Origin of the sequence: Massilia sp. GCM10023247 (assembly GCF_042653325.1) — a bacterium.
GTDB lineage: Bacteria > Pseudomonadota > Gammaproteobacteria > Burkholderiales > Burkholderiaceae_D > Telluria.
In genome coordinates this window covers 1-22,575 of record NZ_JBHSIB010000009.1, presented here as the reverse complement: position 1 = coordinate 22,575, position 22,575 = coordinate 1, and the positions used below count along the sequence as shown (strand labels likewise).

Below are 22,575 nucleotides of genomic sequence, written 5' to 3'. Positions count from 1 at the left end.
TTAACGGGGTAAGGCAGGGCGGGCCAGGCGCGCGGCGGCAAGGCCGTCGCGCACGGCCCAGGTGAAGGCCCCGGCCGCCATCGCGGTGAGCACCCAGCTCGCCCAGCCGTAATCGACGCGCACCAGCGCCGTCTCGCCCGCGTGCCACCAGCCGAGCATGATCGCGCCCAGCACCACCAGGGCGCCCAGGTTCATGAACAGCAGCAGGTGCAGCACGCGCTCGGAGGCCGGCAGGACGCGAATATCGCCTTCGACGACGACGTCGCGCGCCGTGACCAGCACTTCGGCCAGCAGCAGGGCGGCGATCCACCACGCCCACGCTCCTTGCCACTCGCACCAGGCGATCGAGGCGAACAGGCAGGCGAAAATCAGCTCGCGCGCCGCATGTAAACCTTCTTCCTCGGCGGCGTCGCGGCGCGCGGGCAGTTTCGCCAGCAGCTCGTGGTTGACGAGCACGTCGGTCGCCCCGAGCACGCCGTGCAGCAGCAGCGCATAGACAAAGAGCGGCACGTTTTTTCCTGCTGCTCTAGACTAGCTGTCAATCCCGGCGCAAGGCAATCGCGCCCAAGGCCAGGCCGACGGCAAAAGCGGCATACACGCCGGCCAGCGACTTCTTCGACAAGCGCTTTTCGTAGCCGGGGTTCAAACGCTGCGGGGTCATTTTGTAGTCGACGAAGCAGGCGATGGCCGAGGTGGCGGCCGAGGTGGCGAGGGTCACGCGCAGGTCGCGCCGGTCGAGCTTCTCGCCGGCCAGTTTTTCGAACAGCACCGACCAGAACGTCGCACTGAGGTGGTGGATCGCATAGCCGGTGATGGTGTACTTCAGCGAAAACTCGTCGTGCTCGGCCGCTTCGTCGCCCCAGATCCAATGGCTCACGGCGTTGGTCGGGGCATAGGCGCTGCCGGTTTCGGAGCGCCCGAGCAGGGCCAGCGCGGCCGTCGACACCACACTGGAAGCGGCGCCGGAGACCAGGCCGCGTTGCATCGATGTTGTCCAATCTGTCATATTGATCATCCTCGTCGAATCGGGTGAAAGGAAAACGCATGCGGATCTTGCTGACGGGCGCCAGTGGTTTCATCGGGCAGCACCTGCTGCAGGCGCTGCTGGCCGAAGGCCACCACGTCATGTGCGCCGCGCGCACGCCGAAAACCAGCGTCGATCCGCGCTTGAGCTACGTTCATGCTGACTTCGCAAAAGATACCGACAAATCGGTTTGGCTGGCGCGCCTTTCCGGGGTCGACGCCGTCATTAACACGGTCGGCATCTTCCGCGAGTCGGGCAGCCAGACCTTCGAGCGCCTGCACACGCAGACCCCGCGCGCCCTGTTCGCCGCCTGCGCCGAGTCCGAGCACGTGGCGATGGTGATCCAGCTCTCGGCGCTCGGCGCCGACGAGGGCGCCGACAGCCGCTACCACCTGTCCAAGCGCGCCGCCGACGACTACCTGGCCACGCTCCCGGTGCGCGCCTACATCGTCCAGCCGTCGCTGGTGTACGGAAAAGAGGGCGCCAGCGCGCGCGTGTTCAAGGGCCTGGCCAGCATGCCCTTCGCCGTGCGCTTCGGCAGCGCGCCGCAGCTGGTGCAGCCGGTGCACATCGACGACGTGGTCGGCGCCATCCTCGCCCTGTTGCGGCACCGGCTGCCGATGCCGCCGGGCGTGACCTCGATGCGGGTGCCGCTGGTCGGCCCCGAAGCCTTGCCCTTCACCGAGTACCTGGCGCGGCTGCGCGGCGCGATGGGGCTCGGCGCGCTGCGCGTGCTGCCGCTGCCCGGTTTCCTGGCGCGCCTGCTGGCGAAAGGGGGGCGCTGGCTGCCCGGCGGCCTGCTCGACGAGGAAGCCCTGCGCATGCTCGACCGCGGCAATACCGGCGACCCCGCCGTCATCGCCCACCTGCTGGGGCGCCCTTTAATCCCCATCGGCGCATTCGTCACCGACCCGCGCGCCGAACGCACGCTGGCCAAGCTGACCTGGCTGCTGCCGACGCTGCGCTGGAGCATCGTCGCGGTGTGGATCGCCACCGCGATCGTCTCCTTCGGCCTGTATCCGGTGCAGCAAAGTTATGAGCTGCTGGCGCGCACCGGCATCCCCGCGGACTTGCAGCCGCTGATGCTGTACGGCGCGGCAAGCTTCGACCTGCTGCTCGGCCTCGGCATCGCCTTCTTGCCGAAGCGGCGCTGGCTGTGGCTCGCACAATTGGCGCTGATCGGTTTTTACACGGTCGTGATAGCGTTCAAGTTGCCGGAATTTTTGCTGCATCCCTATGGTCCGCTAACCAAGAACCTGCCGATGCTGGCCGCCATCTGGCTGCTGTACGAACTGGAAGAGGATCAATAAGATGGATTACGTGGTAATCAAATGGCTGCACATCCTGTCGTCGACCTTCCTGTTCGGCACCGGCATCGGCTCGGCCTGGTACATGCTGTTCGTCACCCTGAGCCGCGACGTGCGCGCGATCGCCGTGGTGGCCCGCAACGTCGTCATCGCCGACTGGGTGTTTACGGCGACCACTGCCGTGATCCAGCCGTTGACCGGTTTTTATATGATCCACCTGGCCGGCTACCCCATGCACAGCAAGTGGATCATGTGGTCGGTCGCCCTGTACGTGCTGGCCGGCGCCTGCTGGCTGCCGGTGGTCTGGATCCAGATGCGCCTGCGCGACCTGTCGGCCGAAGCGGCGCGCACCAACAGCGCATTGCCGCCGCAATACTGGCGTCTGTTTAAAACCTGGATTGCGCTGGGCGTGCCGGCGTTTGGCGCCTTCGTCTTCATCTTCTGGCTGATGGTGGCCAAACCGATGTAGGGCGCGAGCAGCGCTTGCTGACATGGGCGACGCGGCGGCCCTGAACGACCGCGACCTAAGGAGGAAACCATGCGGGCTTATCAGATTTTGCCGGGCGAAAACATCGACGGCTTGCAGTGCGTGAACTTTCCCGAGCGCGAATTGGCGCTGGGCGAGGTGCGGGTGCGCGTGCACGCCGTGTCGCTGAACTACCGCGACCTGATGGTAGCGAGCGGCAACTACCTGGTGAATGTGGATAACCCCATCATTCCCTGCTCGGACGGCGCCGGCGAGGTGCTGGCGGTGGGCCATGGCGTGACTGGCTTGCAGGTCGGCGACCGGGTGGCCGCCTCGTTCTTCCCCTACTGGCAAGACGGGCGCACGGCGCCGGCGAAGATCCGCCACGCGCTGGGCGGCGACATCGACGGCATGCTGGCCGAAGAGGTCATCCTGCACGAGGAAGCCCTGGTGAAAATCCCGGCGCAACTGAGCTATATCGAGGCCGCCACCATGCCCTGCGCCGGCGTCACCGCCTGGAATGCGATCTTTAAGTCGAGCAACGACATCCAGCCGGGCGACACCGTGCTGCTGCTGGGCACGGGCGGCGTCTCGGTGCTGGGCCTGCAACTGGCGAAAGCGGCCGGGCTGCGCACCATCATCACCTCGTCGAGCGACGAAAAGCTGCAGCGCGCGCGCGAACTGGGCGCCCACCACACGATTAACTACCGCGCCATCCCCGAATGGCAGGAAGAAGTGCTGCGCCTGACCCACGGCCGCGGCGCCGACGTGGTGCTGGAAGTGGGCGGGCAGGGCACGGTGAACCGCTCGGTCGCGGCCTGCGCGATGGGCGGCAGCGTCGCCATCATCGGCGGCGTCAGCGGTTTTGGCGGCGAGGTCAACCCGGCCTCGCTGCTGGCCGGCGCCAAGCGCATGGTCGGCATCTTCGTGGGCAGCCGTGCCATGCTCGAGGACGTCATGCGCTTTGCCGCCGTGACGAACCTGGAACCGGTGGTCGACCGCGTGTTCACCTTCGACCAGGTCAAGGAGGCGTATCGCTACATGGAATCGGGCTCGCACTTCGGGAAAGTGGTGATCGCGGTCACCCCTTGAGGGACTAACGTCCCTGGAAGCGAACGAGTTCGATCTCGAACAACTTCGGCCAGAGCTTGCCCGTGACATACAGCTTGCGGCGCTTGCCGTCGTAGGCAATGCCGTTGAGCACCGCATCGACCGAGCTGGTGCCGCGTTGTTCGCGCGGCAGCAAGTTTCTCAGGTCGATCCATCCGACCACCTTGCCCGATAGCGGGTCGATGCGCGCGATGACGTCGGTGCCCCAGACGTTGGCAAACAGCTCGCCTTCGACCATTTCCAGTTCGTTGAGCGAGTCGATCGGCTGGCCGTCGGCCGTCACCTGCACGCGCCGTACTTCCTTCAGCGTTTTCGGATCGAGCACGCGGATCTGGGCGCTGCCGTCGCTCATGTACAGGTGGCGGGCGTCGCTGGCCAGGCCCCAGCCTTCGCCCTCGTAACTGAAACGTCCCTTCAGGGCGAAGGTCTTGGCGTCGAACACATAACCGGTCTTCGAGCGCCAGGTCAGGCCGAGGATAGTGTCGCCATAGGCGGTCGAGCCTTCCCCGAACACGTCCTGCGGCAGGTCGGCCTTTTGCAGCACCTTCCCGGTTTTGAGATCGAGCTTGCGCAGCATCGAGCGCCCGGCGATGCCGGTGGTCTCGAACAGCTGGCCGTCGCGGAAGAACAGGCCCTGGGTAAACGCCTGCGGATCGTGCGGATAGGTGTTCTTGACAACGAAACCGTAGACGGGAATCGCTGCCACGGCGGTCGTGCAGGCGCAGCCTGCGAGGGCGAGGGCGGCTAGTGTGAAAGGTTTCAGCATGGCTGGCTGGCGGTATGGTGGAGAACGGCCACTCTAGCATGAGGCAGGCGCGGCCGCCGCGGCAGCGTCATACATAGGCCAGCAGGCGGCCGCAGGCGATCACGCCCAGCCACAGCAGGATCGACAAGGCCGCGCCGAGGCGGGCCGCAAGCGGCACCGCGCGTTCCCGCTCCCAGTGCGCTACCCTGCGATAGGGTAGCAGGTGAAATACCAGGGCATTCAGGCCGGCAAACGCGATGAGCGCTAGTTTCAGCAGGAACACCGGATTGCTGGTCAACTCGAGCGGGTGCGCCGAGAACAGCAATAGCCCGGCCGCGGCCGCCAGCAGCGCGCTTGCCAGGGCCCAGCGCAGCAGGTGCTGCGCGAGCGCGGCCACTGGCAGCGCCGGGCCCCAGCCAAGCACGCGCAGGTCGAACAGCACCACGCTGCCGACCAGCACCGAAAAGCCGGCGATATGAACGATCTCGACGACCGGATAGGCCCAGGTGGCCGTGCGCATCGTTTCCGACAGGGGCGTGGCGGCCAGCCAGGCGAGCAGGCCGGGCGCCTCTGCCATCAGCGCAGCTCCGTGGTCTTGCCCTCGATCGTGATGCGTTCGGCGCGCAGTTCGTCGCCCTTGCTGCGGTGCGGGTAGCCGTACACGGCCGCCTTCTGGCCCGCCACCAGCTTATTCGACGGCAAGCCGCGGCTTTCCATGCGCGAGGGCGGCGCCAGCACCACGAGCCAGGTTTTAGTCGCCGTTTTCAGGCGTACATAGCCATGCGGCTGTTCGTAACCGGCTTGTTCGATCGTGCCGGCCAGCTCGAGCGGCTTGTCGGCCTGGTATTCGCTCCAGCCGTGGTGGGCAAAGGCGCTGCCGGCGAGGACAGCGGAGGCGGCAAGCAGGGTCAGACGTTTCATGCGCTTCTCCCGTGAGAGGACAGGCCGATTCTACGCCCGATTTTCGCGGAGAAGCGCGGCGCGCATCGGCGCAAGGCGTCAATGCGCCTTCAGGCGGCCGATGACGTGCAGGCGTCCGGCGCGCGGCACCGTCAACACCATCTCGCCCTGGGCCACCGATTGCCCGGTCAGCGCGCGGATGTTGACGTCGTGCGTGACCAGCACCAGCGGCGTGGCGTCGGCGCGCGCCGCCAGCCGCGCCTGCAGGGCGCGCAGCTTGGCGCCGGAGGCGGCCGCGTCGTCGTTGAACATCGAATCGAGGCTCGGTTCGGCCTGCACCCGGCCGAAGGCGAGGCGCGCCGTCTCCAGGCAGCGGCACCAGCGGCTCGACCAGACGGCGCCGGGCAGCACGCCGCGTTGCCGGAAGGCGGCGCCGATCGCCCGCGCGTCGCGGCGGCCGGCATCGGACAGGTTGCGCTGGGTGGAACACTCGCCGAGCGCAAAGCCGGGCGGGTCGCCGATGCCGGGATCCGTTTGCGCATGGCGCATGAGTAGCGTGACGCCGCCGTTGCGCAGGCGCTGCCACAGGGCGTCGTCGCCCAGTTCGGCGGCCTGCGCGAGCGGCGCGCCGCATGCCAGCAGCAGGGCGAACAAAGCGGTCTTCATGGCGCCTTCCAACAGTGGTTTTACCCGTCCAGCCCGATGCCAAATCCGAATTTCCAGTCCAGCCGCATTTCTGCAAAAAATACTATTTATTTCGTTTATTTAATTTAAATCATATAAACGATAGTACTGTTTATTCTGGAGCGAAAAGGGGTTTTTTTGGCCATCCTAAAAATGGCAAAAGACAAACAAATTTCCGCTCAATCCGCCTTTTTAAAAACCCTCCAGCACCACCTTGCCGCTGGCCGCGCCGCGCTCGATAAAGGCGTGCGCCCGGCGCAGGTTGGCCGCGTTGATCTGACCGAAATGCTCGGCCAGCGTAGTGCGGATGCGCCCGTCCTCGACCAGTTGCGCCACCTCGTTGAGCAGCAGGTGCTGCTCCTGCATGTCGGGTGTCTGGAACAGCGAGCGGGTAAACATCAGCTCCCAGTGCAGGGAGATGCTCTTGCGTTTCAGCAGGCGCACGTCGATCGGCTCCGGGTCGTCGATCAGCGCCAGCTTGCCCTGCGGTTTCAGGGCGTTGACGAGGGCGGCGAAATGTTGATCGGTGTTGGTGAGGCTGATGACGTAATCGACTTCGCCCAGGCCCGCTTCCTGCAGCGCCGTATCCAGCGGGCGGCTGTGGTCGATCACATGCTGGGCGCCGAGGATGCGGACCCATTCCCGGGTCTGCGGGCGCGATGCGGTGCCGATCACGGTCAGCCCCGTCAACTGGCGCGCGAGCTGGATCAAGATGGAGCCGACGCCGCCGGCCGCACCCACGATCAGCAGCTTCTGGCCCGCGTGGCCGCCAAAGGCCAGGCCGAGGCGGTCGAACAGGAGTTCCCAGGCCGTAATCGCCGTCAGCGGCAGGGCCGCCGCTTCGGCAAAGCCGAGCGTGGCGGGCATGCGGCCGACGATGCGCTCGTCGACCAGTTGCAATTGGCTGTTGCTGCCGGCGCGGTGGATGGCGCCGGCATACCAGACCCGGTCGCCCGGCTTGAACAGGGTCACTTGCGGGCCGACCGCGCGCACGATGCCGCTCGCGTCCCAGCCCAGCACGCGCGGCTCGGCTTGCGGTTCGGACGGCAGGCCGCGCCTGACCTTGGTATCGACCGGATTGACGGAGACGGCGTGCACTTCGACCAGCAGGTCGTGGCCGCTGGCGACCGGGTCGGGCAGGGTGATGTCCTGCAGGGCGGCCTCGTTGTCGGCGGGCAGCGAGGCAAAGGCGGCGATGGCTTTCATGGTGTCCTCATGATGACGTAATGCGACACAGTGTAGCCCTTCGCGCAGGATTCGAGCGGGCGCCCGGCGTGCGTCGGCGCGCGCTCATTGCCGCTATTTATCGACCGGTTCGCCTCGGCAAGCTGCCCCGCCGCGGCCGCTAACCGTGCGCCGGCCGACTGGCCTTGTGCCTAAGATGAATGATCGGAATGGCAAGCTCTTGCACGTCTTCCGCGCTGACTGCGCCCGTGCCCCCTGCCTGCCCGCGCTTCAGGAAGCCTGATCGATACTCCCGAAAGGATTTGCCATGACCGCTCCCGAGCGTTATCCGCTGACGCTGCGCATCAACGGCCGCGCGCACCAGCTGGAACTCGAAGCCTGGGTCACGCTGCTCGACCTGCTGCGCGAGCGCCTGCACCTGACCGGCTCGAAGAAGGGCTGCGACCACGGCCAGTGCGGCGCCTGCACCGTCCTCGTCGACGGCCGGCGCATCAATGCCTGCATGACCCTGGCCGTGATGCAGAATGGCCGGGACATCACCACCATCGAGGGCCTGGCCGAGGGCGATGCGCTGCATCCGATGCAGCAGGCCTTTGTCGACAACGACGCCTTCCAGTGCGGCTACTGCACCCCGGGCCAGATCTGCTCGGCCATCGGCCTGCTCAACGAAGGGCATGCCAAAACGGTGGCCGACGTGCGCGAACTCATGAGCGGCAACCTGTGCCGCTGCGGCGCCTATCCGGGCATCCGCAAGGCCGTGTGCGCGGTCGCCGGGATCGGCGGCGGCGACAGCGCCACGGGCCCGGTCGTCACCGGCACGGTGCCGGCATGAACCCGTTCTCGTTTGCCCAGGCCCTCGATGCGGACGCCGCCATCGGCCAGGTGGCCGCCAATCAGGGGACTACGGACCAGGCCGTGCGCTTCATCGCCGGGGGCACCAACCTGCTCGACCTGATGAAGGAAGGCGTCATGACGGCCGGCCGCCTGGTCGACATCAACCGCCTGCCGCTCGACGCCATCGAGGAGGAAGACGGGGGGCTGCGCCTGGGCGCGACCGCGCGCAATGCCGATACCGCCTATCACCCTCTGGTGCGCGAGCGCTACCCGCTGCTCACGGCCGCGATCCTGGCCGGCGCCTCTCCCCAGCTGCGCAACATGGCGAGCAACGGCGGCAACCTGCTGCAGCGCACGCGCTGCTACTACTTTTACGATCTGGCCACGCCCTGCAACAAACGCGCGCCCGGCAGCGGCTGCTCGGCCATCGGCGGCATCACGCGCCAGCACGCGATCCTCGGCGCCAGCCCGCACTGCATCGCGACCCATCCGTCGGACATGTGCGTGGCCCTGACCGCGCTGGAAGCGACGGTACACGTCCGATCGCAGCGCGGGCGGCGCGCCATCGCCTTCGCCGCATTCCACCGCCTGCCGGACGACGCGCCGCAGTACGACACCGTGCTCGAAGCGGACGAACTGATCACCCACATCACGCTGCCCGATGCGCGCCGCTACGCCGCCCACTCGGCCTACATCAAGCTGCGCGAACGGCTGTCCTACGCCTTTGCCCTGGTGTCGGTGGCGGCCGCCCTCGATATCGGGGGCGACGGCGTGATACGCAGCGGGCGCATCGCGCTCGGCTCGGTGGCCCATAAACCCTGGCGCAAGCCGGAAGCGGAGCAGCTGCTGGCCGGGCAGCGGCCCGACCCGGCCCTGTTCGGGCGCGTGGCCGAGCTCCTGCTCGAGGGTGCGCGCGGCCAGGGCCACAACGACTTCAAGATCGGCATGGCGCGCAAGGCGATCGTGCGCGCATTGCAGACGGCGCTCGCGGGCACCGTGTCCAACCTGGGAGCGCAGCATGACTGACCTGATCCCCGCCCTCAACACGCCGGTGGCCGAAGCGGGCACCGGCCGTGTCACCCTCGGCAGCCCCGTCTCGCGCGTGGACGGCCGCGCCAAGGTGACCGGCGCCGCCCAGTACGCCGCCGAACACTTCGCGCCCGGCCTGCTGTACGGCGTGGTGGTCAGCGGCAGCATCGCCAAGGGCCGCATCCTCGACATCGACACGGCAGAGGCGCTGGCGCTCGACGGCGTGGTCGAGGTGATGAGCCACCTGAACCGGCCGAAGATGCGCCGCTTCGACCTCGCCTGGAAGGACATGACGGCGCCCGGCGGTTCGCCCTTCAAGCCGTTCTACGACGACCGTGTCATCTACAGCGGCCAGCCGGTGGCGCTGGTGCTGGCCGAGACCTTCGAGGCGGCGCGGCGCGCGGCGGCGCTGGTGCGGGTGCGCTACCAGGCCGAGGAGCACGACACGCGGCTCGAAGCGAACCTCGGCCGCGCGCGGACGCCGAATACCTCGAAATCCGGTTTCGAGCCCCCGCCGCCGGAGAAGGGCCATGCCGACCAGGCGTGGCAGGCGGCGCCGGTGCGGATCGAGGCCGATTTTTACCACGCCGTCGAGCACCACAACCCGCTCGAGATGTTCGCCTCGACCGTGATCCGCGGCGAGGACGGCCACCTGACGATCTACGAAAAGACGCAAAGCTCGCAGAACAACCGCTGGTATGTGTCGCATGTGTTCGGACTGCCGAAAGAGAAGGTCACGGTGCGCAACCCCTACGTGGGCGGCGCCTTCGGTTCCGGCCTGCGCCCGCAGTACCAGCTGACCCTGGCCGTGATGGCCAGCCTGCACCTGGAACGCTCGGTGCGCGTGGCGCTCACGCGCCAGCAGATGTTCAGCTTCGGGCACCGTCCGGAAACCGTGCAGACCATCAAACTGGCGGCCGAACGGGATGGCACGCTGCGCGCCATCGTGCACGAGGCGATCGGCGAGACCTCGCAGATCGAGGACCACGCGGAGGTGGTCGTCAACTGGTCCGGCCTGCTCTACGCCTGCGACAACATCCGCCTCGGCTACAAGCTCGTCAGCCTCGACCAGCACACGCCGATCGACATGCGCGCTCCCGGCGGAGCGATCGGCATGCACGCGCTGGAAGTAGGAATGGACGAGCTGTCGTACGCGCTCGGGATGGACCCGCTGGCGCTGCGCCTGAAAAACTATGCCGAGCGCGTGCCGATCGAAGACAAGCCGTATTCGAGCAAGGAACTGCGCGCCTGCTACGCCCAGGGCGCCGAACGCTTCGGCTGGTCGCGCCGCCCGCCGGCACCGCGCTCGATGCGCGAAGGCGCCGAACTGGTCGGCTGGGGCATGGCGACCGGGGTCTGGGATGCGATGCAGTTGTTCGCCCGCGCCAGTGCCGTGATGCACGCCGACGGGCGCCTGGTGGTGTCGAGCGCGGCGTCCGACATCGGCACCGGCACCTACACCGTGATGGCGATGATCGCCGCCGAAAGCATGGGCCTGCCGCTCGAGCGCGTCACCTTCCAGCTGGGCGACTCGACGCTGCCGCTGGCGCCGATCGAGGGCGGTTCCTCGCATGTGGCGACCGTGGGCTCGGCGGTGGCAGGCGCCTGCGACAAGCTGCGCCTGTCCCTGCTGCGCCATGCGCAGTCGGACGCCGGCTCGCCGTTCCGCGACAAGCGTTTGCGGGACGTGGAATTCACGGGCGGCGTGCTGCGCCTGAAGGATGACCCGGGCACCTTCGTTGCTCTGGGCTTGATCGCCGAGCGCAGCGGCCGCGGCCGGATCGAGGAAAAATACCTGCTGCTGCCGCAGATGCTGAAACAGCGCAAATACCGGCGCCTGGTGCACTCGGCCGTGTTCGTCGAGGTGCGGGTCGACGAGGAGCTCGGCATCGTGCGCGTGACGCGGGTGGTCGACGCGGTGGCGGCCGGCCGCATCATGAACGTCAAAACGGCGGCCAGCCAGATCGTCGGCGGCGTGGTCTGGGGCATCAGCCAGGCGCTGCACGAAGAAAGCCTGCTCGACCAGCGCTTCGGGCGCTTCATGAACCACAACCTGTCGGAATACCACGTGGCGGCGCACGCCGACATCCACGACATCGACGTCCTGTTCGTGGAAGAAGACGACCGCATCGTCAGCCGCCTGGGCGCCAAGGGCGTGGGCGAGATCGGCCAGGTCGGGGTGGCCGCGGCGGTCAGCAATGCGATCTACCACGCCACCGGTAAACGCATCCGCAGCACGCCGATCACGCCCGACAAGGTGCTGGCCGGCGGGCCTTGAACGGCAAGCCGTCAACCGTGGGCCAGCGGTTGACGGGCTCTTCCACCCTGGTCCTGTGTTCCCGCAACCGCCAGTCCACCAAGGAGTGTCCGATGAGAACCGATCTTCCTGCCGCATCCGTTTCTTCCTACGACGACCTGGGCAAGCTGTTGCTGCGCGTGGTGCTGGCCTTGCTGCTGCTGTTCCACGGCCTCTCCAAGCTCGCCGGCGGGGTCGGTTTCATTACCGACATGCTCGGAAAGATGGGCTTGCCCGGCGCGATTGGCTACCTGGTGTATGTCGGCGAAGTCATCGCACCGCTGCTGGTCCTGTTCGGGGTGTGGACCCGCGCCGCCGCGCTCGTCATTGCCGGCAATATGATCGTGGCGGTGCTGCTGGTGCATACCGCGGAGTTTTTCACACTGTCGAAGACCGGCGGCTGGGCGCTCGAGCTGCAGGGCATGTTCTTCTTCGCTGCGCTGGCGGTGGCCCTGCTTGGCGCCGGGCGCTACAGCGTCGGCGGACGCGCCGGCAAGTGGAATTGAGCAGGGCGGCGCCCGGGCCCGTCGCGCTCAGCCCATGTGCAGGTCGTAGTGGACATCGCTGCGGTCCTGCTGCTGCGGGCCGTCGACCAGGTAACTGTCCCAGCCGAGGCGCCCCAGGGTGCTGCCCTCGGCCATCGTGACCGGGCGCACGTCGGCCGCGCGCAATACCAGCTGCACTTCGTATTCGAAGGCCACGCCGGTCAGCAGCGCCAGCAGGCTGTGCAAGGCCCTGGCCCCGGATCCGCCCGGCAGGAAGGCGGAAAAGCCGGCCTGGTCGAGCGGTCCGATGACCAGGCGCAGGCGCAGGTCGCGCTGCCAGACGCGCGCGCCGGCGATCGCCCGGCTGCCGAGCGTCGCGCTGGCGCTGCCCAGCACGGTTTGCTGGGCAGGCGGGATGGCGTACCAGTAGCCGATGAATTGCCGCACTTGCACCGGCTGGCCGAAATACTCGGACAGGACGCGCCCGATCTGGGTCGCGGACAGCGGCCGCTGGCGCAGCGAAGCGGCGAAATACCCCAGCGATTCGTCGAGCACCGCGCCGTGTTCGGGCAGGGCCAGGCGCCGCCGCAGCGCGGGACTACCGAGACCGGCCAATCCCAGCAGCAGGGGCAGGAAGCCGTCCTGCCCTTGGTGGTCGTATTTGAGGTGCAGCCGGTACTTGCGCCAGGCCGCGTAAAACAGCGCCAGCGAGCGGTTCGAAAAAGTGTCGAGGAAGGAGCGGGCGCCCTCGTCCTTGTCGTTGAACTGCTGCGCCGCAATGCGCTCCGTGTAATGCGGCGGCAGCACGCCGTGCCCGCCCAGCAAGCCCATGAAAGACGGCGTCACCCGGATCCATTTCAGAGTGCCCGCCTGCAGCGCCGCGGCGAGCGAAGGCGCATCGTGCTGCAGCTCGCGCGGCTCGGTCTGGATCGCCTCGAGCTGGCTGGCCGGAAAGCGCAACGAGGTCGAATTCTGGAAGCGCAGGAAATTGGCCACCAGCCCCTGCTGGGGCACGCCGTGGCGGCGCAGCCAGAGTTCGAGCATGCGCACCGCCTGGAAGTACTCGAACCGATAGGGTTCGCGGAACAGGCGCTCGATTACAGCAGGCTCAAAGCGCCGCTTTTGGGTAGGCATGTGTATAACTCTTCTCCGGTTTTGGCCGAGACGATCACCAGTTGCGTAAAGCTGTTGGCATGCACGTACAGCGCGAGAAAGCGCTCGACGATGTGGGCAAAAGCGTGGATGCCGCTGCCGATGAATGCCTCCTCGTCGATCGTCAGGCGCACCTCGACCCCGCGCACCAGGCAGGCGAACGGGTTGCCGGCGAGCCAGGCCGTCGCGGCGCGCTGTTCGATGGCCTGGATGCCGCCGATCTGGCGCTGCGAGGACGGCGAGCGCGGCAGGTCGTAGAGGGCCAGCATCTCGCGGAAAGCATCGACGCCGCCCTGGGTGAGCGACAGGTGGTTCAGCGCCAGGTGCGAGATCAGGCGCCAGTGCGCGCTGCGCCCGCTGGGGAAGCGGCAGGTGGCGGTCGGCTTGCGCAGGAAGCGGATGGCGCGCAGGCTGGAGCCGCCTTCGAGGAACAGGTCGCCTCCGGCCTGGCCGTAGCCGAGCAGGGACGGCAGGTCGCGATTCGAGCAGGTCAGTTCCAGGTTCAGGGTATCGGTCTCGACCGCGGCCGGATCGAAATCGATATCGACGATGGTGATTTGGGTTTCGAAACCGGGGCTGCGTTCGCGCAGGCTGTCGTCGCGCCGCAGCGCCCAGTAATGGCCGTTCTGGTCGGGCGTCTGGGCGTGCTGCAGGGAATAGAAGGGGCGAAACGCAATCACCGCCTCGCCCTGCGGCGTCTGGCGCACCAGGTTGACGGCGTCGATCGACTGCACCTCGAAGGCAAAGGCGCGGCGCGCATCGGCCAGCACCGGATAACTGGCCGTCGTATGGGTCAGGCGGATCGGCTCGCCGCGCTGGCGGAACAGGTTCACCACCGGCGTGCATCCCAGCAGCAGGTGATGCGTAGCCAGCGTGCCGAGCATGCGCGCCGTGTTCGAGTCGCTGCGGATGCCCTGCAGGCCCAGGTGCAGGGTGATCGATTTCGCGCCCGGCGGCAGGGCTGCCGCCAGCATCGCCAGGTCGATATCGAAAAAATTGAATTTTTCTGGAAAACAAAAATATTCGGTCAGCAGGCGATAGGCGGCATGCGAACGCGCCGGGAAGTCGATCAGCGCCTCCTCGTCCTCGAAGCCGGCCGCCTGGATCGGGATGCCGGGCAGGGCCAGCCAGCGCCCGTTGCCGTCGGCCTCGGCATAGGCCACCACCGGGCGCATGAACAGGGCGTCGCGCAAGGCCGCGCAGAACGAGGGCTCGCCATCGATGAAGACGCGCAGCCGCGACAGGTTCAACTGGCCCGGCGCGACCTGGTCCAGGGTGCTCGAGATCGTCAGGCTGATGCCGGAACTGGCAGCCAGCGGAACGCGCAGCGCCTCCGGCGCGCGCAGGATATCGGAAAAGCAGGCGCCCGAGATCGCCAGCGGGACCACCGCGACCGGATAGACGGTGCGGAAGGTACAGGCCCCGCCGCGCACCGGACGGGTGGTCAACTGGGTGCCGCGCGCAATGGTGCCGGCCGTGGTCTGCTGCTTGGCGCCGCCGCCGAAATCCAGGTGCGCAATCGAGCACGACGGAAACGGGCGCAGGTAGTGCGGATAGAGCACGTCGAACAGCGCTTCGGTGAATTCCGGGTAATCGTCGTCGAGCCGCTTGGCGATGCGCGCGTTGAGCAGGGCGAACGATTCGATCATGCGTTCGGTGTGCGGGTCTTCGCACACCTCGCCGCTGATCAAGAGCCGGCCGGCGATTTTCGGATAGCGTTCGGCGAACTCGCGCAGGTTGCGGCGCAGGTAACCGAGTTCGCTTTCGTAATACGGCAGTAATTGTTCCAAATCAGGCTCCCACAGGCGCTGGACGGCCCGCCTTGTTGATGCTGTAGCTCAGCGTCGACGGCTGGAGCACGGCGTCGAAATTCACTGATTCCTGGGCGCTATTGAGCACCAGCAGGGCAGTGATCGAAAAGTCGAGCCGATTGACGGCGCCTGCGCGCATTTCCAGCGCCGCCTTGACGTTGCGCAGGCGTGGTTCGTGGCAGGCAATTGTGGTTTCGATGCTGGCGCAGATCGTCGCACGGTCGGCAGGGCTCGACAGCGACAGGTCGGCGAAATCGTTCATGCCATAGCTGACGATCGACTTGCTGCACTCGGGATACCCTTGTAACCAGCCTGCGGGCAGCACCATGCGGGTGTTGAGCAGCGCCTCGAGGTCGCGCGCCACGGCGTCCTTCATGTCGTCGACCGACATGCGCGCGCCCGCTGCCGGCGTGCCGCCAGCCGTGCGCGAAGGCACCCCGAGCAGGCGGTCGAACAAGCCTGGCGTAAAACCTTTCATGGCGCTCCCTAACTGTTGACCACGCGATAGTGTTACCGGGCATCACCGAACCAACCTTGAAAAAAGATAAGGAAGGGCAATCGACCGCCGTGGCGTTGTGCAATACCGACGTTTGAGCGAACGCAAACAGGCCCCGTCGGCTGCAGTGCTACTGTTTCCGTTGGCAAAGTTGCGCCCAATACCGATCACATTCAGGGATGACCGCCGACATGACGAGCAAAGTACTCTGGGGCGAAGGCCTGCTCCTGCGCCCCCAGCACTTCCAGCGGCAAGACCAGTACCACGAGCATTGCCTGCAAAAGGGGATCAAGGCGGTGCACCCATATGCCTGGGGCGTGGAACGGCTGCAGGTCGACCGCGAGGCGCTCGCCAACAACCAGTTGCGCATCAACGAGCTGGCGCTGCGTTTCCAGGACGGAGAATTGGTCGACGCCCCCGGCACCGACGAACTGCCCGACACGGTCGACCTGAATCTGCTGCAGCAGGCGCAGCAAACCGTCACCTATTACGCCGCCCTGCCGGGCCTGAAACCGTTCAGCGGCAATTTTTCCCCGCCGGGCCAGCCTGCGCAGCCGGTGCGCTTCATGCAGGCGAACCAGGAAACGGCCGACCTGTACACGCACGCCGCGCCGGTGCAGCTGGCCTACCTGAAAAAAGCGGTGCGCCTGGTCTCCGAATTCGAGGCGCGCGACGCCTACATCCATTTCCCGCTGCTGCGCCTGCGCCGCGCGGCCACCGGCGGCTTCGAGATGGATCCGGCCTTCGTGCCGCCCAGCCTGTCCCTGGCCGCCGCGCCGGTGCTGTTCCAGCAGCTGCGGCGCCTGCTCGAGGCCCTGCAGGCCAAGGTCAGCGCCCTGTACGGCCACCACCGCGAGCCGAGCCGCAACGTGATCGAATTTCGCTCGGGCGACATGTCCTCGTTCTGGCTGCTGCACACGGCCAGCTCGGCCTATGCGACGCTGACCCACCATTTTCATCATCCGACCCTGCATCCGGAGCGCTTGTTCGAACAATTGCTGGACGTCGCCGGCGGCCTGATGACCTTCTCGAAAAGCTGGACCCTGGCCGACCTGCCGTCCTACCAGCACAGCGACCCGGGCCCCGCCTTTGCCAAGCTGCACACGATCATCCGCGAGCTGCTCGACACGGTGATTTCGTCGAAATATTTCGCGATTGCCCTGAGCGAAGTGCGCCCCTCATACCACATCGGCGCCCTCGACTCCGGCAAGATCGACGACAAGACGAGCTTTTATATTGCGGTGGCGGCCGACATCCCGGCCGTGCAGCTGGTCGACGTGGTGCCGCTGCGTTTCAAGGTCGGCGCGCCGGACGACGTCGAGAAATTCGTCCTGTCCGCGCTGCCCGGCGTGCGCCTGCAATACACGCCGCAACCGCCGGCCGCGCTGTCGGTGCGGCCCGACACCTGCTATTTCATGCTCGAGTCGAAAGGGCAGATGTACGAGCGCATGCTCAAGGCGCAATCGATCTCGATCTATGTGCCGGCGGGGATGAAGGAATTAAAACTCGAGCTGCTGGCGGTGGCGGCGTAGGGTGGGCACCCCGTATCCACGCGAATCCAATTCACCACTGACAGAACCGGCAACAGCCCCACAAACAGGGCCTTGCCTCGAATGGAGAAACCATGTCCGGCCCCTTGATCGTACTCGGCGACAAAACCTCCCACGGCGGCTCCGTCATCGAAGGCTCGCCCCACAGCGACACCGGCGGCAAGCCGATTGCCCGCATGGGCGACAAAACCGTCTGCCCGAAACACGGACCGAACCCGATCGTGAGCGGCGACGCGACCCTGATCGTCGACGGCAAAGCCGCCGCCCGCCACGGCGACAAGACCGCCTGCGGCGCCTCCCTGATCGCCCGCCAGCAGGCCACGATCGACAACCTGTAATACACCGATGACGTCGACCACCGTGACGCCGGGCCGCGCGCTGCCGGGCTGGCTCAAGACCGGCCTGCTGGCCGTCCTCGTCTTCCTGCTCTGCTGGGGCGCCGCGATTGCCTGGTGGCGCGCGGGCGGCGGCGAGCCGGGCGCGGGCGAGCTGGTGCTGGTGTTGCTGGCGCTGCCATGCGCCCTGCTGCTGGCGCTCGGGCTCGGCAAGCGCTTCGTGATGGCGCGCCCCGCCGCTGCGGCCAGCGCAGACTCTGCCGGTGCCGCGGCGTCCCAGGCCGCCGCCGCGTCCTCGGCGCCGCCAGTGGCGATCCTGGCGGCAGCGCTGCGCTCGCCGCATGGGGCATCGCCCGAGGAACTTACTGATGCCATCGCCGACAACAAGGCGCGTCCGGACCTTGACCCGGAACTGGTCGACGACGACGGTTTTCCCGTCACCAGCGCGCGCAGTCCCGACGCCGTGGACGAAACGGTGCAGGAAGAAATCAGCGACTGGCTGGCCGGGCAGGACGTGGCGGCGCCGCGTTTCAGCGAGGGACAGTGGCGCGCGCTGGTACTCGGCACCACAGTGGCGCGCGAGCTTGCCGCGCAGGCCGTGTCCGCACTGGTTGATCCGGACAAGCCCAGCCCGAAGCTGCGCCTAGTACCCATCCTGCCGGCAAGCTGGACGGCCGAACAACGCAGCGCGGCGCGTAACTGGATCCAGCATGCCGTATCGGAATACGGCTGGCCCAGCGCCGCCATCGACACGCCCGATCTGCCGCCCGCGTCCGGCCAAACCGACATATCGACACTGCTCGGGCAACTCGCGCCGGACGGCCACGCGGGCGACACGGCCCGCGCCGTGCTCGTTATTGCCTGCGATTCCCACATCGACCAGGAGCTTGTCGACCAATGGGCGTCCACGGGCACCCTGATGACGCCTACCCGGCCCCAGGGACTGGTGCCCGGGGAAGGCGCGGCCGGCCTCCTGCTGGCCAGCCTGGACAGCGCGCGCCTGGTCGAGGACGCGGTGTTTGCCCAGCTGCACCCGGTGCTCGAAGCGCGCAGGGAGGCTTCGCTCGACACACGTCAACGTGTGGATTCCGGGTTGATGGCCGGGCTGGCGGAAGGCGCCGCGCGCGCGGCCGGCGTCGCCTTGTCCAGCGTGACGGCGATTGCGGCGGATACTGACCAGCGCCCCAACCGAACGCTGGAACTGATGGGTTTTACGTCGTCCGCGCTGCCCCGGCTTGACGCCACGCTCGACGTCGCGCCGGTGGGCGTCACCTTCGGTGCCTGCGGCGCCGTTCCTGCCCTTGCCGCACTGGCGCTGGCGCGCCACCAGGCCCTCGCGGCCGGCGCGCCGGTACTGTTCATCAGCAATCAGGATCCGCTCTCTTGCTGCGCGGCGCTCGTCTGTCCGCCGGCCGAGGCAGCTGCGCCGGCTTCCTGAACACGCCCTGCGAATCCGCCTACACCACCTCAGCCCATCCTCCTATTGGAGTGCGCCAGCAAAGGACTACCATCGAAGCTACCAGTCAGCATGCGAAGGAGGGTTGAGATGGTTGGAAATAAACAAAACAATGCAGGCGGCACCGGGCCCGATCCGCTGTCGGGCCGGGTCGATACCGGCGCCGATTCGGGCCAGCGCCAGCAAACCGGGCAGGATGGGGCGTCCACCAGCGGCCATTACACGGGCAGCGCCGGCGGCGGCAGCCGCGACGGCGGCTTCGTCAGTGCCCCGCCGGAGAGCAACGTCGGCCCCGCAGGCGCCCCGCAAAGCAGCCGCGGCAGCGCAACCCAGCCGATTCCGGGAGGCACGACCGGCAGCGAAAGCGGAGAACACGGGATGGGCGCGGCGGCGGCGGGCGGAGCCCCAGGCACGTCGGCCGGCAGGCCGGATTCCGGCAGCCAGGGCGGCGCCACCGATGCCTCCGTTGCCGGCTCCGCAGTCGAGGACCTGGCGCAGGAAGGCCGGGACAAGCCGGGTGGCGGCGACACCCGCTGAGCGGACAGCCCGGCTAGTCGAGCGGCAAGGCGGCGGCGTCGTAGACCACCACCCGGTCGCGGCCGCCGCGCTTGGCCGCATATAAAGCTTGATCGGCCGCGGCGATCAGGGCGGCGGCATCGCGCAGGCCATCCGGGCCGAAACTGGCGACGCCGATACTCATGGTCACGTACGGGTAGACGGCCGCCGGCGCATGCGCCAGCGCCAGCGACGCCACGTGGGCGCGGATGGCGTTCGCATGCCAGCGCGCCTGTTCGGGCGCCGTATCGGGCAGGATCGCGGCAAACTCTTCGCCGCCATAGCGCGCCGCCAGGTCGGCCGGCCGTTTCAGCATGGCAGATAAAGCCTGCGCCACCGTTTTTAAGCAGGCATCGCCCTGCTGGTGGCCGAAGTGATCGTTATAGGCCTTGAAGGAATCGATGTCCATCAACAGCAGCGCCAGCGCGCCGCCGTGGCGTTGCGCGCGCCGCAATTCGCGCTCCAGCGCCGCGTCAAAACCGCGCCGGTTGGCAATCCCGGTCAGTGCATCGACATAGGAACGCGCGCGCAGCGATTCGGCATGCTCGAGCAGTTGGCGCTCGCGCCCGGCCGCACCGCTGACGTCGCGGATTTCGATCATGCACAGGCGCGCCGTGCCTTCACTAAACGGCGTCACCGAGACCGCCTGGTCGATCCGCTCGCCATCGAAACTGCCGGCTTCACGCAAGGGGAAGGGTGCGCGGCTCTGCGATTGCGGAACATTCGTCGCGATGCCCTCGGCGAGCGCCGCCAGCACCGCGCTGTCGACGCGCGAGCCGCGCAACTCCGGAAACACATCGAGCAGCAATTGCCCGTGCACCCGCGCCGCCGAACGGCCGGAGCGGGTCACCATCCAGCGGTTCCACAGGACGATGCAACCGCCGGCATCGAGAACGATGAGTCCGCAATTGACGAGGTTGACCGCCTGTGAGGCGAAGGCGGCCGTGGTAGCGGGTGGGATGCTGATCACGGAAAGTTTTACTAAGGAAACTACCCATCATACTGCAATCCAGGCTGCCGGGCCGATGCCTGCTGCCTGCCTGGACGTCTGTGACGGCGTGCGTCGGGTCAAATCGCCCGCCTGCCCGGGGGGTACTGTTAATGATGAGCTTGCAAGCTTCGTCCCATTGCGGACGCAAGGTTCATCCCAAAACAGGAGGAAACGATGAAACATCCGACATGGCTGTCCATCCCGGCGCTGTCAGTATTGGCGTTTGCGGTTCTGCTGTCCGCAGCAGGCAATGGCGAGTCCAGGACAAACGACGAGGACAGGGGCGAGCAGGCGCTCACTCGGGCTGACCGCAAGGTCGAGCGGGACGCAAGGCAGGCCATCATACAAGGCAGGCAAATCTTCCGCTTCGATACCTTCGGCGACGAGGCGTTCTGGGGAGATACGATCAAACTGCACCAGGCCATCCAGGGCGCGCGCTTCGGTGGTGTCGGACCGGGAGTCAGCCCCAGGGCTGCGCTGGCGGTCGGCTTGAAAGTCGATGTCGATGCATTGCCGCCGGCCCTGGTCAACAGTCTGAAGGCGGGCAAGGTCAACCTCGACGATCCCGCCACCACCCTGGCACTACTCAAAATAAATGCCGTGGTCGGTGTGACGGGCCGCTTCGACGGCAGCGGCAGGCTGCGCGCCGTGGGCGTGCAGTGCGCCCTGTGCCACTCGACCGTCGACAATGCGCTGGCAAGCGGCATTGGACACCGGCTCGACGGCTGGGCCAACCGTGACCTGAACGTGGGCGCGCTCATCAACCTCGCGCCCGACCTGAGCGCGGTGGCCGGGATTCTCAACGTGACCGAGAGCGAGGTGCGCACGGTCCTGGCGGCCTGGGGCCCGGGAAAATTCGACGCCGAATTGCTCCTCGACGGAAAAGGATTCCGTCCCGACGGGAAAACTGCCGCGGTCTTGCTTCCCCCGGCATTTGGCCTGGCCGGCGTCAACTTGCATACCTGGACGGGCTGGGGCTCGGTCCCCCACTGGAACGCCTTCGTTGCCAACCTGGCGATGCGCGGCAAGGGGACCTTCTACGACCCGCGCCTGAATGACCCGGCCCAGTTTCCGGTTGCTGCCCGCAACAACTTTGGCAACGTTCGCAACGACCCCGACCTGGTCAGCGCGAAACTGCCGGCCCTGCACATGTACCAACTGGCGCTTGCCGCACCCAAGCCCCCTGCCGGCAGTTTCGATCGCAACGCGGCCCTGCGCGGCCAGCGCATCTTCAACGGCAAGGCGACCTGCGCCACCTGCCATGTCCCGCCGACCTTCACCGAACCGGGCTGGAACATGCACACCGGGGCAGAGATCGGCATCGACGATTTCCAGGCCAACCGCGCTCCCGACAGGCGCTATCGCACCGCGCCGCTCAGGGGCCTGTGGACGCATACCAAAGGGGGCTTTTATCACGACGGCCGCTTTGCGACGCTGGGCCAGGTCGTGGCCCATTACGATGCGCACTTCCGCCTGAACCTGTCGGAACGGGAACAAGCGGATGTGGTGGAGTATTTGAAATCGCTCTGAAGAGCGGCAGGGCGCGAGCGCAGTGCGCTGGCGCCTGATCCAGCTAAGGCCTTATCGGAACGAAAATATATTGACAAGCAACCCGTTCGGGTCGGCAACCATAAAGCGTCGCATGCCAAAGCCTTCCTCACACAGTTCCTGTGTAATACGGAAACCGCGCTTTAGCACCGCTGCGTAAGTGACGTCGGCATCGTCGACCTGAACAGAGATGATGACGCCCTGTGCCGCATGTTGGAAGGCCTTCGGTGTGAACTCGTGATCACGGCGCATGATGCCGACCTGAAGCTGGGGATTGGTCGGCGACGCCATCTGGATGTACCACCCCTGATGCTCGAAACCGACGACGAAATCGAGAAGCTTCATGTAAAAGTCCCGAGTTTCCTCCATCCTGTCTGTACAGATATTCGGTATCAGTCTCGTGACGGCAATGTCTTCCATCGTTTTCCTCGGGCGCTCATCGTCGTTTTCAGCCAGTTTGGCCTTGAGCGGCAAATATTACCGTTATTTCCCTGTCCAAAGCGTTTAGCGATGATTGAATACCTGTCGTTCCAGCTGTGCCGGAATGAATCGCCACGAGTTTTCTAGACACTCGCGAGCCGCTGGAAATACTGCTTTTCATATTCGGCCGGCGACA

24 protein-coding genes are annotated in these 22,575 nt (G+C 66.7%); 12 read left to right on the top strand and 12 right to left on the bottom strand.

Features of this window, described 5'->3' with window-relative positions:
- Together ACFPAH_RS08010 and ACFPAH_RS08005 are read right to left on the bottom strand one after the other, a co-directional pair.
- Entirely contained in the window at positions 1-510 is a 510-nt protein-coding gene (locus ACFPAH_RS08010; RefSeq protein WP_379743328.1) for a hypothetical protein, read from the bottom strand.
- Positions 511-538: 28 nt separating this feature from the next.
- Positions 539-985, bottom strand: coding sequence for a hypothetical protein (locus tag ACFPAH_RS08005; protein ID WP_379743325.1), 447 nt, complete (start codon positions 983-985; stop codon positions 539-541).
- Positions 986-1,044: 59 nt separating this feature from the next.
- Here ACFPAH_RS08005 and ACFPAH_RS08000 point away from each other — a divergent pair, with 59 nt between their 5' ends.
- From ACFPAH_RS08000 to ACFPAH_RS07990, 3 genes are all read left to right on the top strand, one after another.
- Positions 1,045-2,334 carry an SDR family oxidoreductase gene (locus tag ACFPAH_RS08000; RefSeq protein ID WP_379743323.1) on the top strand — a complete coding sequence of 430 codons (1,290 nt, stop codon included), beginning with the start codon at positions 1,045-1,047 and terminating at the stop codon, positions 2,332-2,334.
- Between the two features lies 1 nt (position 2,335).
- Positions 2,336-2,800: a DUF2269 family protein gene (locus tag ACFPAH_RS07995; protein WP_379743320.1), complete on the top strand. Its 465-nt coding sequence runs from the start codon at positions 2,336-2,338 to the stop codon at positions 2,798-2,800.
- 69 nt (positions 2,801-2,869) lie between these two features.
- Positions 2,870-3,889, top strand: a complete 1,020-nt coding sequence (locus ACFPAH_RS07990; RefSeq protein ID WP_379743317.1) for a zinc-dependent alcohol dehydrogenase family protein — start codon at positions 2,870-2,872, stop codon at positions 3,887-3,889.
- A 4-nt stretch (positions 3,890-3,893) separates the two neighbouring features.
- Here the strand turns inward: ACFPAH_RS07990 and ACFPAH_RS07985 are convergent, their stop codons facing one another.
- From ACFPAH_RS07985 to ACFPAH_RS07965, 5 genes are all read right to left on the bottom strand, one after another.
- Positions 3,894-4,673, bottom strand: coding sequence for a glutaminyl-peptide cyclotransferase (locus ACFPAH_RS07985; protein ID WP_379743314.1), 780 nt, complete (start codon positions 4,671-4,673; stop codon positions 3,894-3,896).
- Positions 4,674-4,740: 67 nt separating this feature from the next.
- Positions 4,741-5,229 carry a hypothetical protein gene (locus ACFPAH_RS07980; protein ID WP_379743311.1) on the bottom strand — a complete coding sequence of 163 codons (489 nt, stop codon included), beginning with the start codon at positions 5,227-5,229 and terminating at the stop codon, positions 4,741-4,743.
- Positions 5,229-5,573 (bottom strand): DUF6152 family protein, encoded by a 345-nt coding sequence (locus ACFPAH_RS07975; RefSeq protein WP_379743308.1) that lies wholly within the window; start codon positions 5,571-5,573, stop codon positions 5,229-5,231. The genes ACFPAH_RS07980 and ACFPAH_RS07975 overlap by 1 nt, the downstream gene beginning before the upstream one ends.
- Before the next feature lie 78 nt (positions 5,574-5,651).
- Positions 5,652-6,218, bottom strand: a complete 567-nt coding sequence (locus ACFPAH_RS07970; protein ID WP_379743305.1) for a histidine phosphatase family protein — start codon at positions 6,216-6,218, stop codon at positions 5,652-5,654.
- A 210-nt stretch (positions 6,219-6,428) separates the two neighbouring features.
- Positions 6,429-7,442 carry a zinc-binding alcohol dehydrogenase family protein gene (locus ACFPAH_RS07965; protein WP_379743302.1) on the bottom strand — a complete coding sequence of 338 codons (1,014 nt, stop codon included), beginning with the start codon at positions 7,440-7,442 and terminating at the stop codon, positions 6,429-6,431.
- A gap of 286 nt (positions 7,443-7,728) precedes the next feature.
- On the opposite strand from ACFPAH_RS07965, the gene ACFPAH_RS07960 reads away from it, so the two are divergent.
- The 4 genes from ACFPAH_RS07960 to ACFPAH_RS07945 all read left to right on the top strand — a co-directional run bounded on the left by ACFPAH_RS07960 (position 7,729) and on the right by ACFPAH_RS07945 (position 12,086).
- A complete protein-coding gene (locus ACFPAH_RS07960) occupies positions 7,729-8,253 on the top strand; it encodes a (2Fe-2S)-binding protein (RefSeq protein ID WP_379743299.1) in 525 nt (174 codons plus the stop codon).
- Positions 8,250-9,281 carry an FAD binding domain-containing protein gene (locus ACFPAH_RS07955; protein WP_379743296.1) on the top strand — a complete coding sequence of 344 codons (1,032 nt, stop codon included), beginning with the start codon at positions 8,250-8,252 and terminating at the stop codon, positions 9,279-9,281. The genes ACFPAH_RS07960 and ACFPAH_RS07955 overlap by 4 nt, the downstream gene beginning before the upstream one ends.
- Positions 9,274-11,562, top strand: a complete 2,289-nt coding sequence (locus tag ACFPAH_RS07950; RefSeq protein ID WP_379743293.1) for a xanthine dehydrogenase family protein molybdopterin-binding subunit — start codon at positions 9,274-9,276, stop codon at positions 11,560-11,562. Before ACFPAH_RS07955 ends, ACFPAH_RS07950 begins: the two co-directional genes overlap by 8 nt.
- Before the next feature lie 92 nt (positions 11,563-11,654).
- Positions 11,655-12,086, top strand: a complete 432-nt coding sequence (locus ACFPAH_RS07945; protein WP_379743290.1) for a DoxX family protein — start codon at positions 11,655-11,657, stop codon at positions 12,084-12,086.
- Between the two features lie 27 nt (positions 12,087-12,113).
- Here the strand turns inward: ACFPAH_RS07945 and tssG are convergent, their stop codons facing one another.
- The 3 genes from tssG to tssE are packed head-to-tail and all read right to left on the bottom strand — an operon-like array spanning position 12,114 to position 15,506.
- Positions 12,114-13,199, bottom strand: a complete 1,086-nt coding sequence (tssG, locus tag ACFPAH_RS07940; RefSeq protein WP_379743287.1) for a type VI secretion system baseplate subunit TssG — start codon at positions 13,197-13,199, stop codon at positions 12,114-12,116.
- Entirely contained in the window at positions 13,163-15,007 is a 1,845-nt protein-coding gene (gene tssF / locus ACFPAH_RS07935) for a type VI secretion system baseplate subunit TssF (protein WP_379743284.1), read from the bottom strand. The genes tssG and tssF overlap by 37 nt, the downstream gene beginning before the upstream one ends.
- 1 nt (position 15,008) lies before the next feature.
- Positions 15,009-15,506: a type VI secretion system baseplate subunit TssE gene (tssE, locus tag ACFPAH_RS07930; protein ID WP_379743281.1), complete on the bottom strand. Its 498-nt coding sequence runs from the start codon at positions 15,504-15,506 to the stop codon at positions 15,009-15,011.
- 209 nt (positions 15,507-15,715) lie between these two features.
- On the opposite strand from tssE, the gene tssK reads away from it, so the two are divergent.
- From tssK to ACFPAH_RS07910, 4 genes are all read left to right on the top strand, one after another.
- Positions 15,716-17,056 carry a type VI secretion system baseplate subunit TssK gene (gene tssK / locus ACFPAH_RS07925; RefSeq protein ID WP_379743278.1) on the top strand — a complete coding sequence of 447 codons (1,341 nt, stop codon included), beginning with the start codon at positions 15,716-15,718 and terminating at the stop codon, positions 17,054-17,056.
- A 92-nt stretch (positions 17,057-17,148) separates the two neighbouring features.
- Positions 17,149-17,412, top strand: coding sequence for a PAAR domain-containing protein (locus ACFPAH_RS07920; RefSeq protein ID WP_379743275.1), 264 nt, complete (start codon positions 17,149-17,151; stop codon positions 17,410-17,412).
- Positions 17,413-17,419: 7 nt separating this feature from the next.
- Positions 17,420-18,847, top strand: a complete 1,428-nt coding sequence (locus ACFPAH_RS07915; RefSeq protein ID WP_379743273.1) for a hypothetical protein — start codon at positions 17,420-17,422, stop codon at positions 18,845-18,847.
- A 108-nt stretch (positions 18,848-18,955) separates the two neighbouring features.
- Positions 18,956-19,402 carry a hypothetical protein gene (locus tag ACFPAH_RS07910; protein ID WP_379743270.1) on the top strand — a complete coding sequence of 149 codons (447 nt, stop codon included), beginning with the start codon at positions 18,956-18,958 and terminating at the stop codon, positions 19,400-19,402.
- 13 nt (positions 19,403-19,415) lie between these two features.
- Here ACFPAH_RS07910 and ACFPAH_RS07905 read toward each other — a convergent pair whose 3' ends face one another.
- On the bottom strand, positions 19,416-20,390 hold the full coding sequence (locus tag ACFPAH_RS07905; protein WP_379743267.1) for a diguanylate cyclase domain-containing protein: 975 nt from the start codon (positions 20,388-20,390) through the stop codon (positions 19,416-19,418).
- A 195-nt stretch (positions 20,391-20,585) separates the two neighbouring features.
- On the opposite strand from ACFPAH_RS07905, the gene ACFPAH_RS07900 reads away from it, so the two are divergent.
- Entirely contained in the window at positions 20,586-21,941 is a 1,356-nt protein-coding gene (locus ACFPAH_RS07900; protein WP_379743264.1) for a hypothetical protein, read from the top strand.
- Between the two features lie 51 nt (positions 21,942-21,992).
- Here the strand turns inward: ACFPAH_RS07900 and ACFPAH_RS07895 are convergent, their stop codons facing one another.
- Positions 21,993-22,379, bottom strand: coding sequence for a VOC family protein (locus ACFPAH_RS07895; protein WP_379743261.1), 387 nt, complete (start codon positions 22,377-22,379; stop codon positions 21,993-21,995).
- Positions 22,380-22,575: the final 196 nt, after the last annotated feature.

What these genes read in the sequence shown, in the direction of transcription:
- ACFPAH_RS07970 (WP_379743305.1), bottom strand. Translation starts at nt 6,218, where the DNA reads ATGAAGACCGCTTTGTTCGCCCTGCTGCTGGCATGCGGCGCGCCGCTC.
- ACFPAH_RS07985 (WP_379743314.1), bottom strand. Translation starts at nt 4,673, where the DNA reads ATGCTGAAACCTTTCACACTAGCCGCCCTCGCCCTCGCAGGCTGCGCC.
- ACFPAH_RS07990 (WP_379743317.1), top strand. Translation starts at nt 2,870, where the DNA reads ATGCGGGCTTATCAGATTTTGCCGGGCGAAAACATCGACGGCTTGCAG.
- ACFPAH_RS07995 (WP_379743320.1), top strand. Translation starts at nt 2,336, where the DNA reads ATGGATTACGTGGTAATCAAATGGCTGCACATCCTGTCGTCGACCTTC.
- ACFPAH_RS08000 (WP_379743323.1), top strand. Translation starts at nt 1,045, where the DNA reads ATGCGGATCTTGCTGACGGGCGCCAGTGGTTTCATCGGGCAGCACCTG.
- ACFPAH_RS07975 (WP_379743308.1), bottom strand. Translation starts at nt 5,573, where the DNA reads ATGAAACGTCTGACCCTGCTTGCCGCCTCCGCTGTCCTCGCCGGCAGC.
- ACFPAH_RS08005 (WP_379743325.1), bottom strand. Translation starts at nt 985, where the DNA reads ATGCAACGCGGCCTGGTCTCCGGCGCCGCTTCCAGTGTGGTGTCGACG.
- ACFPAH_RS07945 (WP_379743290.1), top strand. Translation starts at nt 11,655, where the DNA reads ATGAGAACCGATCTTCCTGCCGCATCCGTTTCTTCCTACGACGACCTG.
- ACFPAH_RS07965 (WP_379743302.1), bottom strand. Translation starts at nt 7,442, where the DNA reads ATGAAAGCCATCGCCGCCTTTGCCTCGCTGCCCGCCGACAACGAGGCC.
- ACFPAH_RS07955 (WP_379743296.1), top strand. Translation starts at nt 8,250, where the DNA reads ATGAACCCGTTCTCGTTTGCCCAGGCCCTCGATGCGGACGCCGCCATC.
- ACFPAH_RS07950 (WP_379743293.1), top strand. Translation starts at nt 9,274, where the DNA reads ATGACTGACCTGATCCCCGCCCTCAACACGCCGGTGGCCGAAGCGGGC.
- ACFPAH_RS07900 (WP_379743264.1), top strand. Translation starts at nt 20,586, where the DNA reads ATGAAACATCCGACATGGCTGTCCATCCCGGCGCTGTCAGTATTGGCG.
- tssE (WP_379743281.1), bottom strand. Translation starts at nt 15,506, where the DNA reads ATGAAAGGTTTTACGCCAGGCTTGTTCGACCGCCTGCTCGGGGTGCCT.
- ACFPAH_RS07915 (WP_379743273.1), top strand. Translation starts at nt 17,420, where the DNA reads ATGACGTCGACCACCGTGACGCCGGGCCGCGCGCTGCCGGGCTGGCTC.
- tssK (WP_379743278.1), top strand. Translation starts at nt 15,716, where the DNA reads ATGACGAGCAAAGTACTCTGGGGCGAAGGCCTGCTCCTGCGCCCCCAG.
- tssG (WP_379743287.1), bottom strand. Translation starts at nt 13,199, where the DNA reads ATGCCTACCCAAAAGCGGCGCTTTGAGCCTGCTGTAATCGAGCGCCTG.
- ACFPAH_RS07980 (WP_379743311.1), bottom strand. Translation starts at nt 5,229, where the DNA reads ATGGCAGAGGCGCCCGGCCTGCTCGCCTGGCTGGCCGCCACGCCCCTG.
- ACFPAH_RS07895 (WP_379743261.1), bottom strand. Translation starts at nt 22,379, where the DNA reads ATGGAAGACATTGCCGTCACGAGACTGATACCGAATATCTGTACAGAC.
- ACFPAH_RS07960 (WP_379743299.1), top strand. Translation starts at nt 7,729, where the DNA reads ATGACCGCTCCCGAGCGTTATCCGCTGACGCTGCGCATCAACGGCCGC.
- ACFPAH_RS07910 (WP_379743270.1), top strand. Translation starts at nt 18,956, where the DNA reads ATGGTTGGAAATAAACAAAACAATGCAGGCGGCACCGGGCCCGATCCG.
- ACFPAH_RS07920 (WP_379743275.1), top strand. Translation starts at nt 17,149, where the DNA reads ATGTCCGGCCCCTTGATCGTACTCGGCGACAAAACCTCCCACGGCGGC.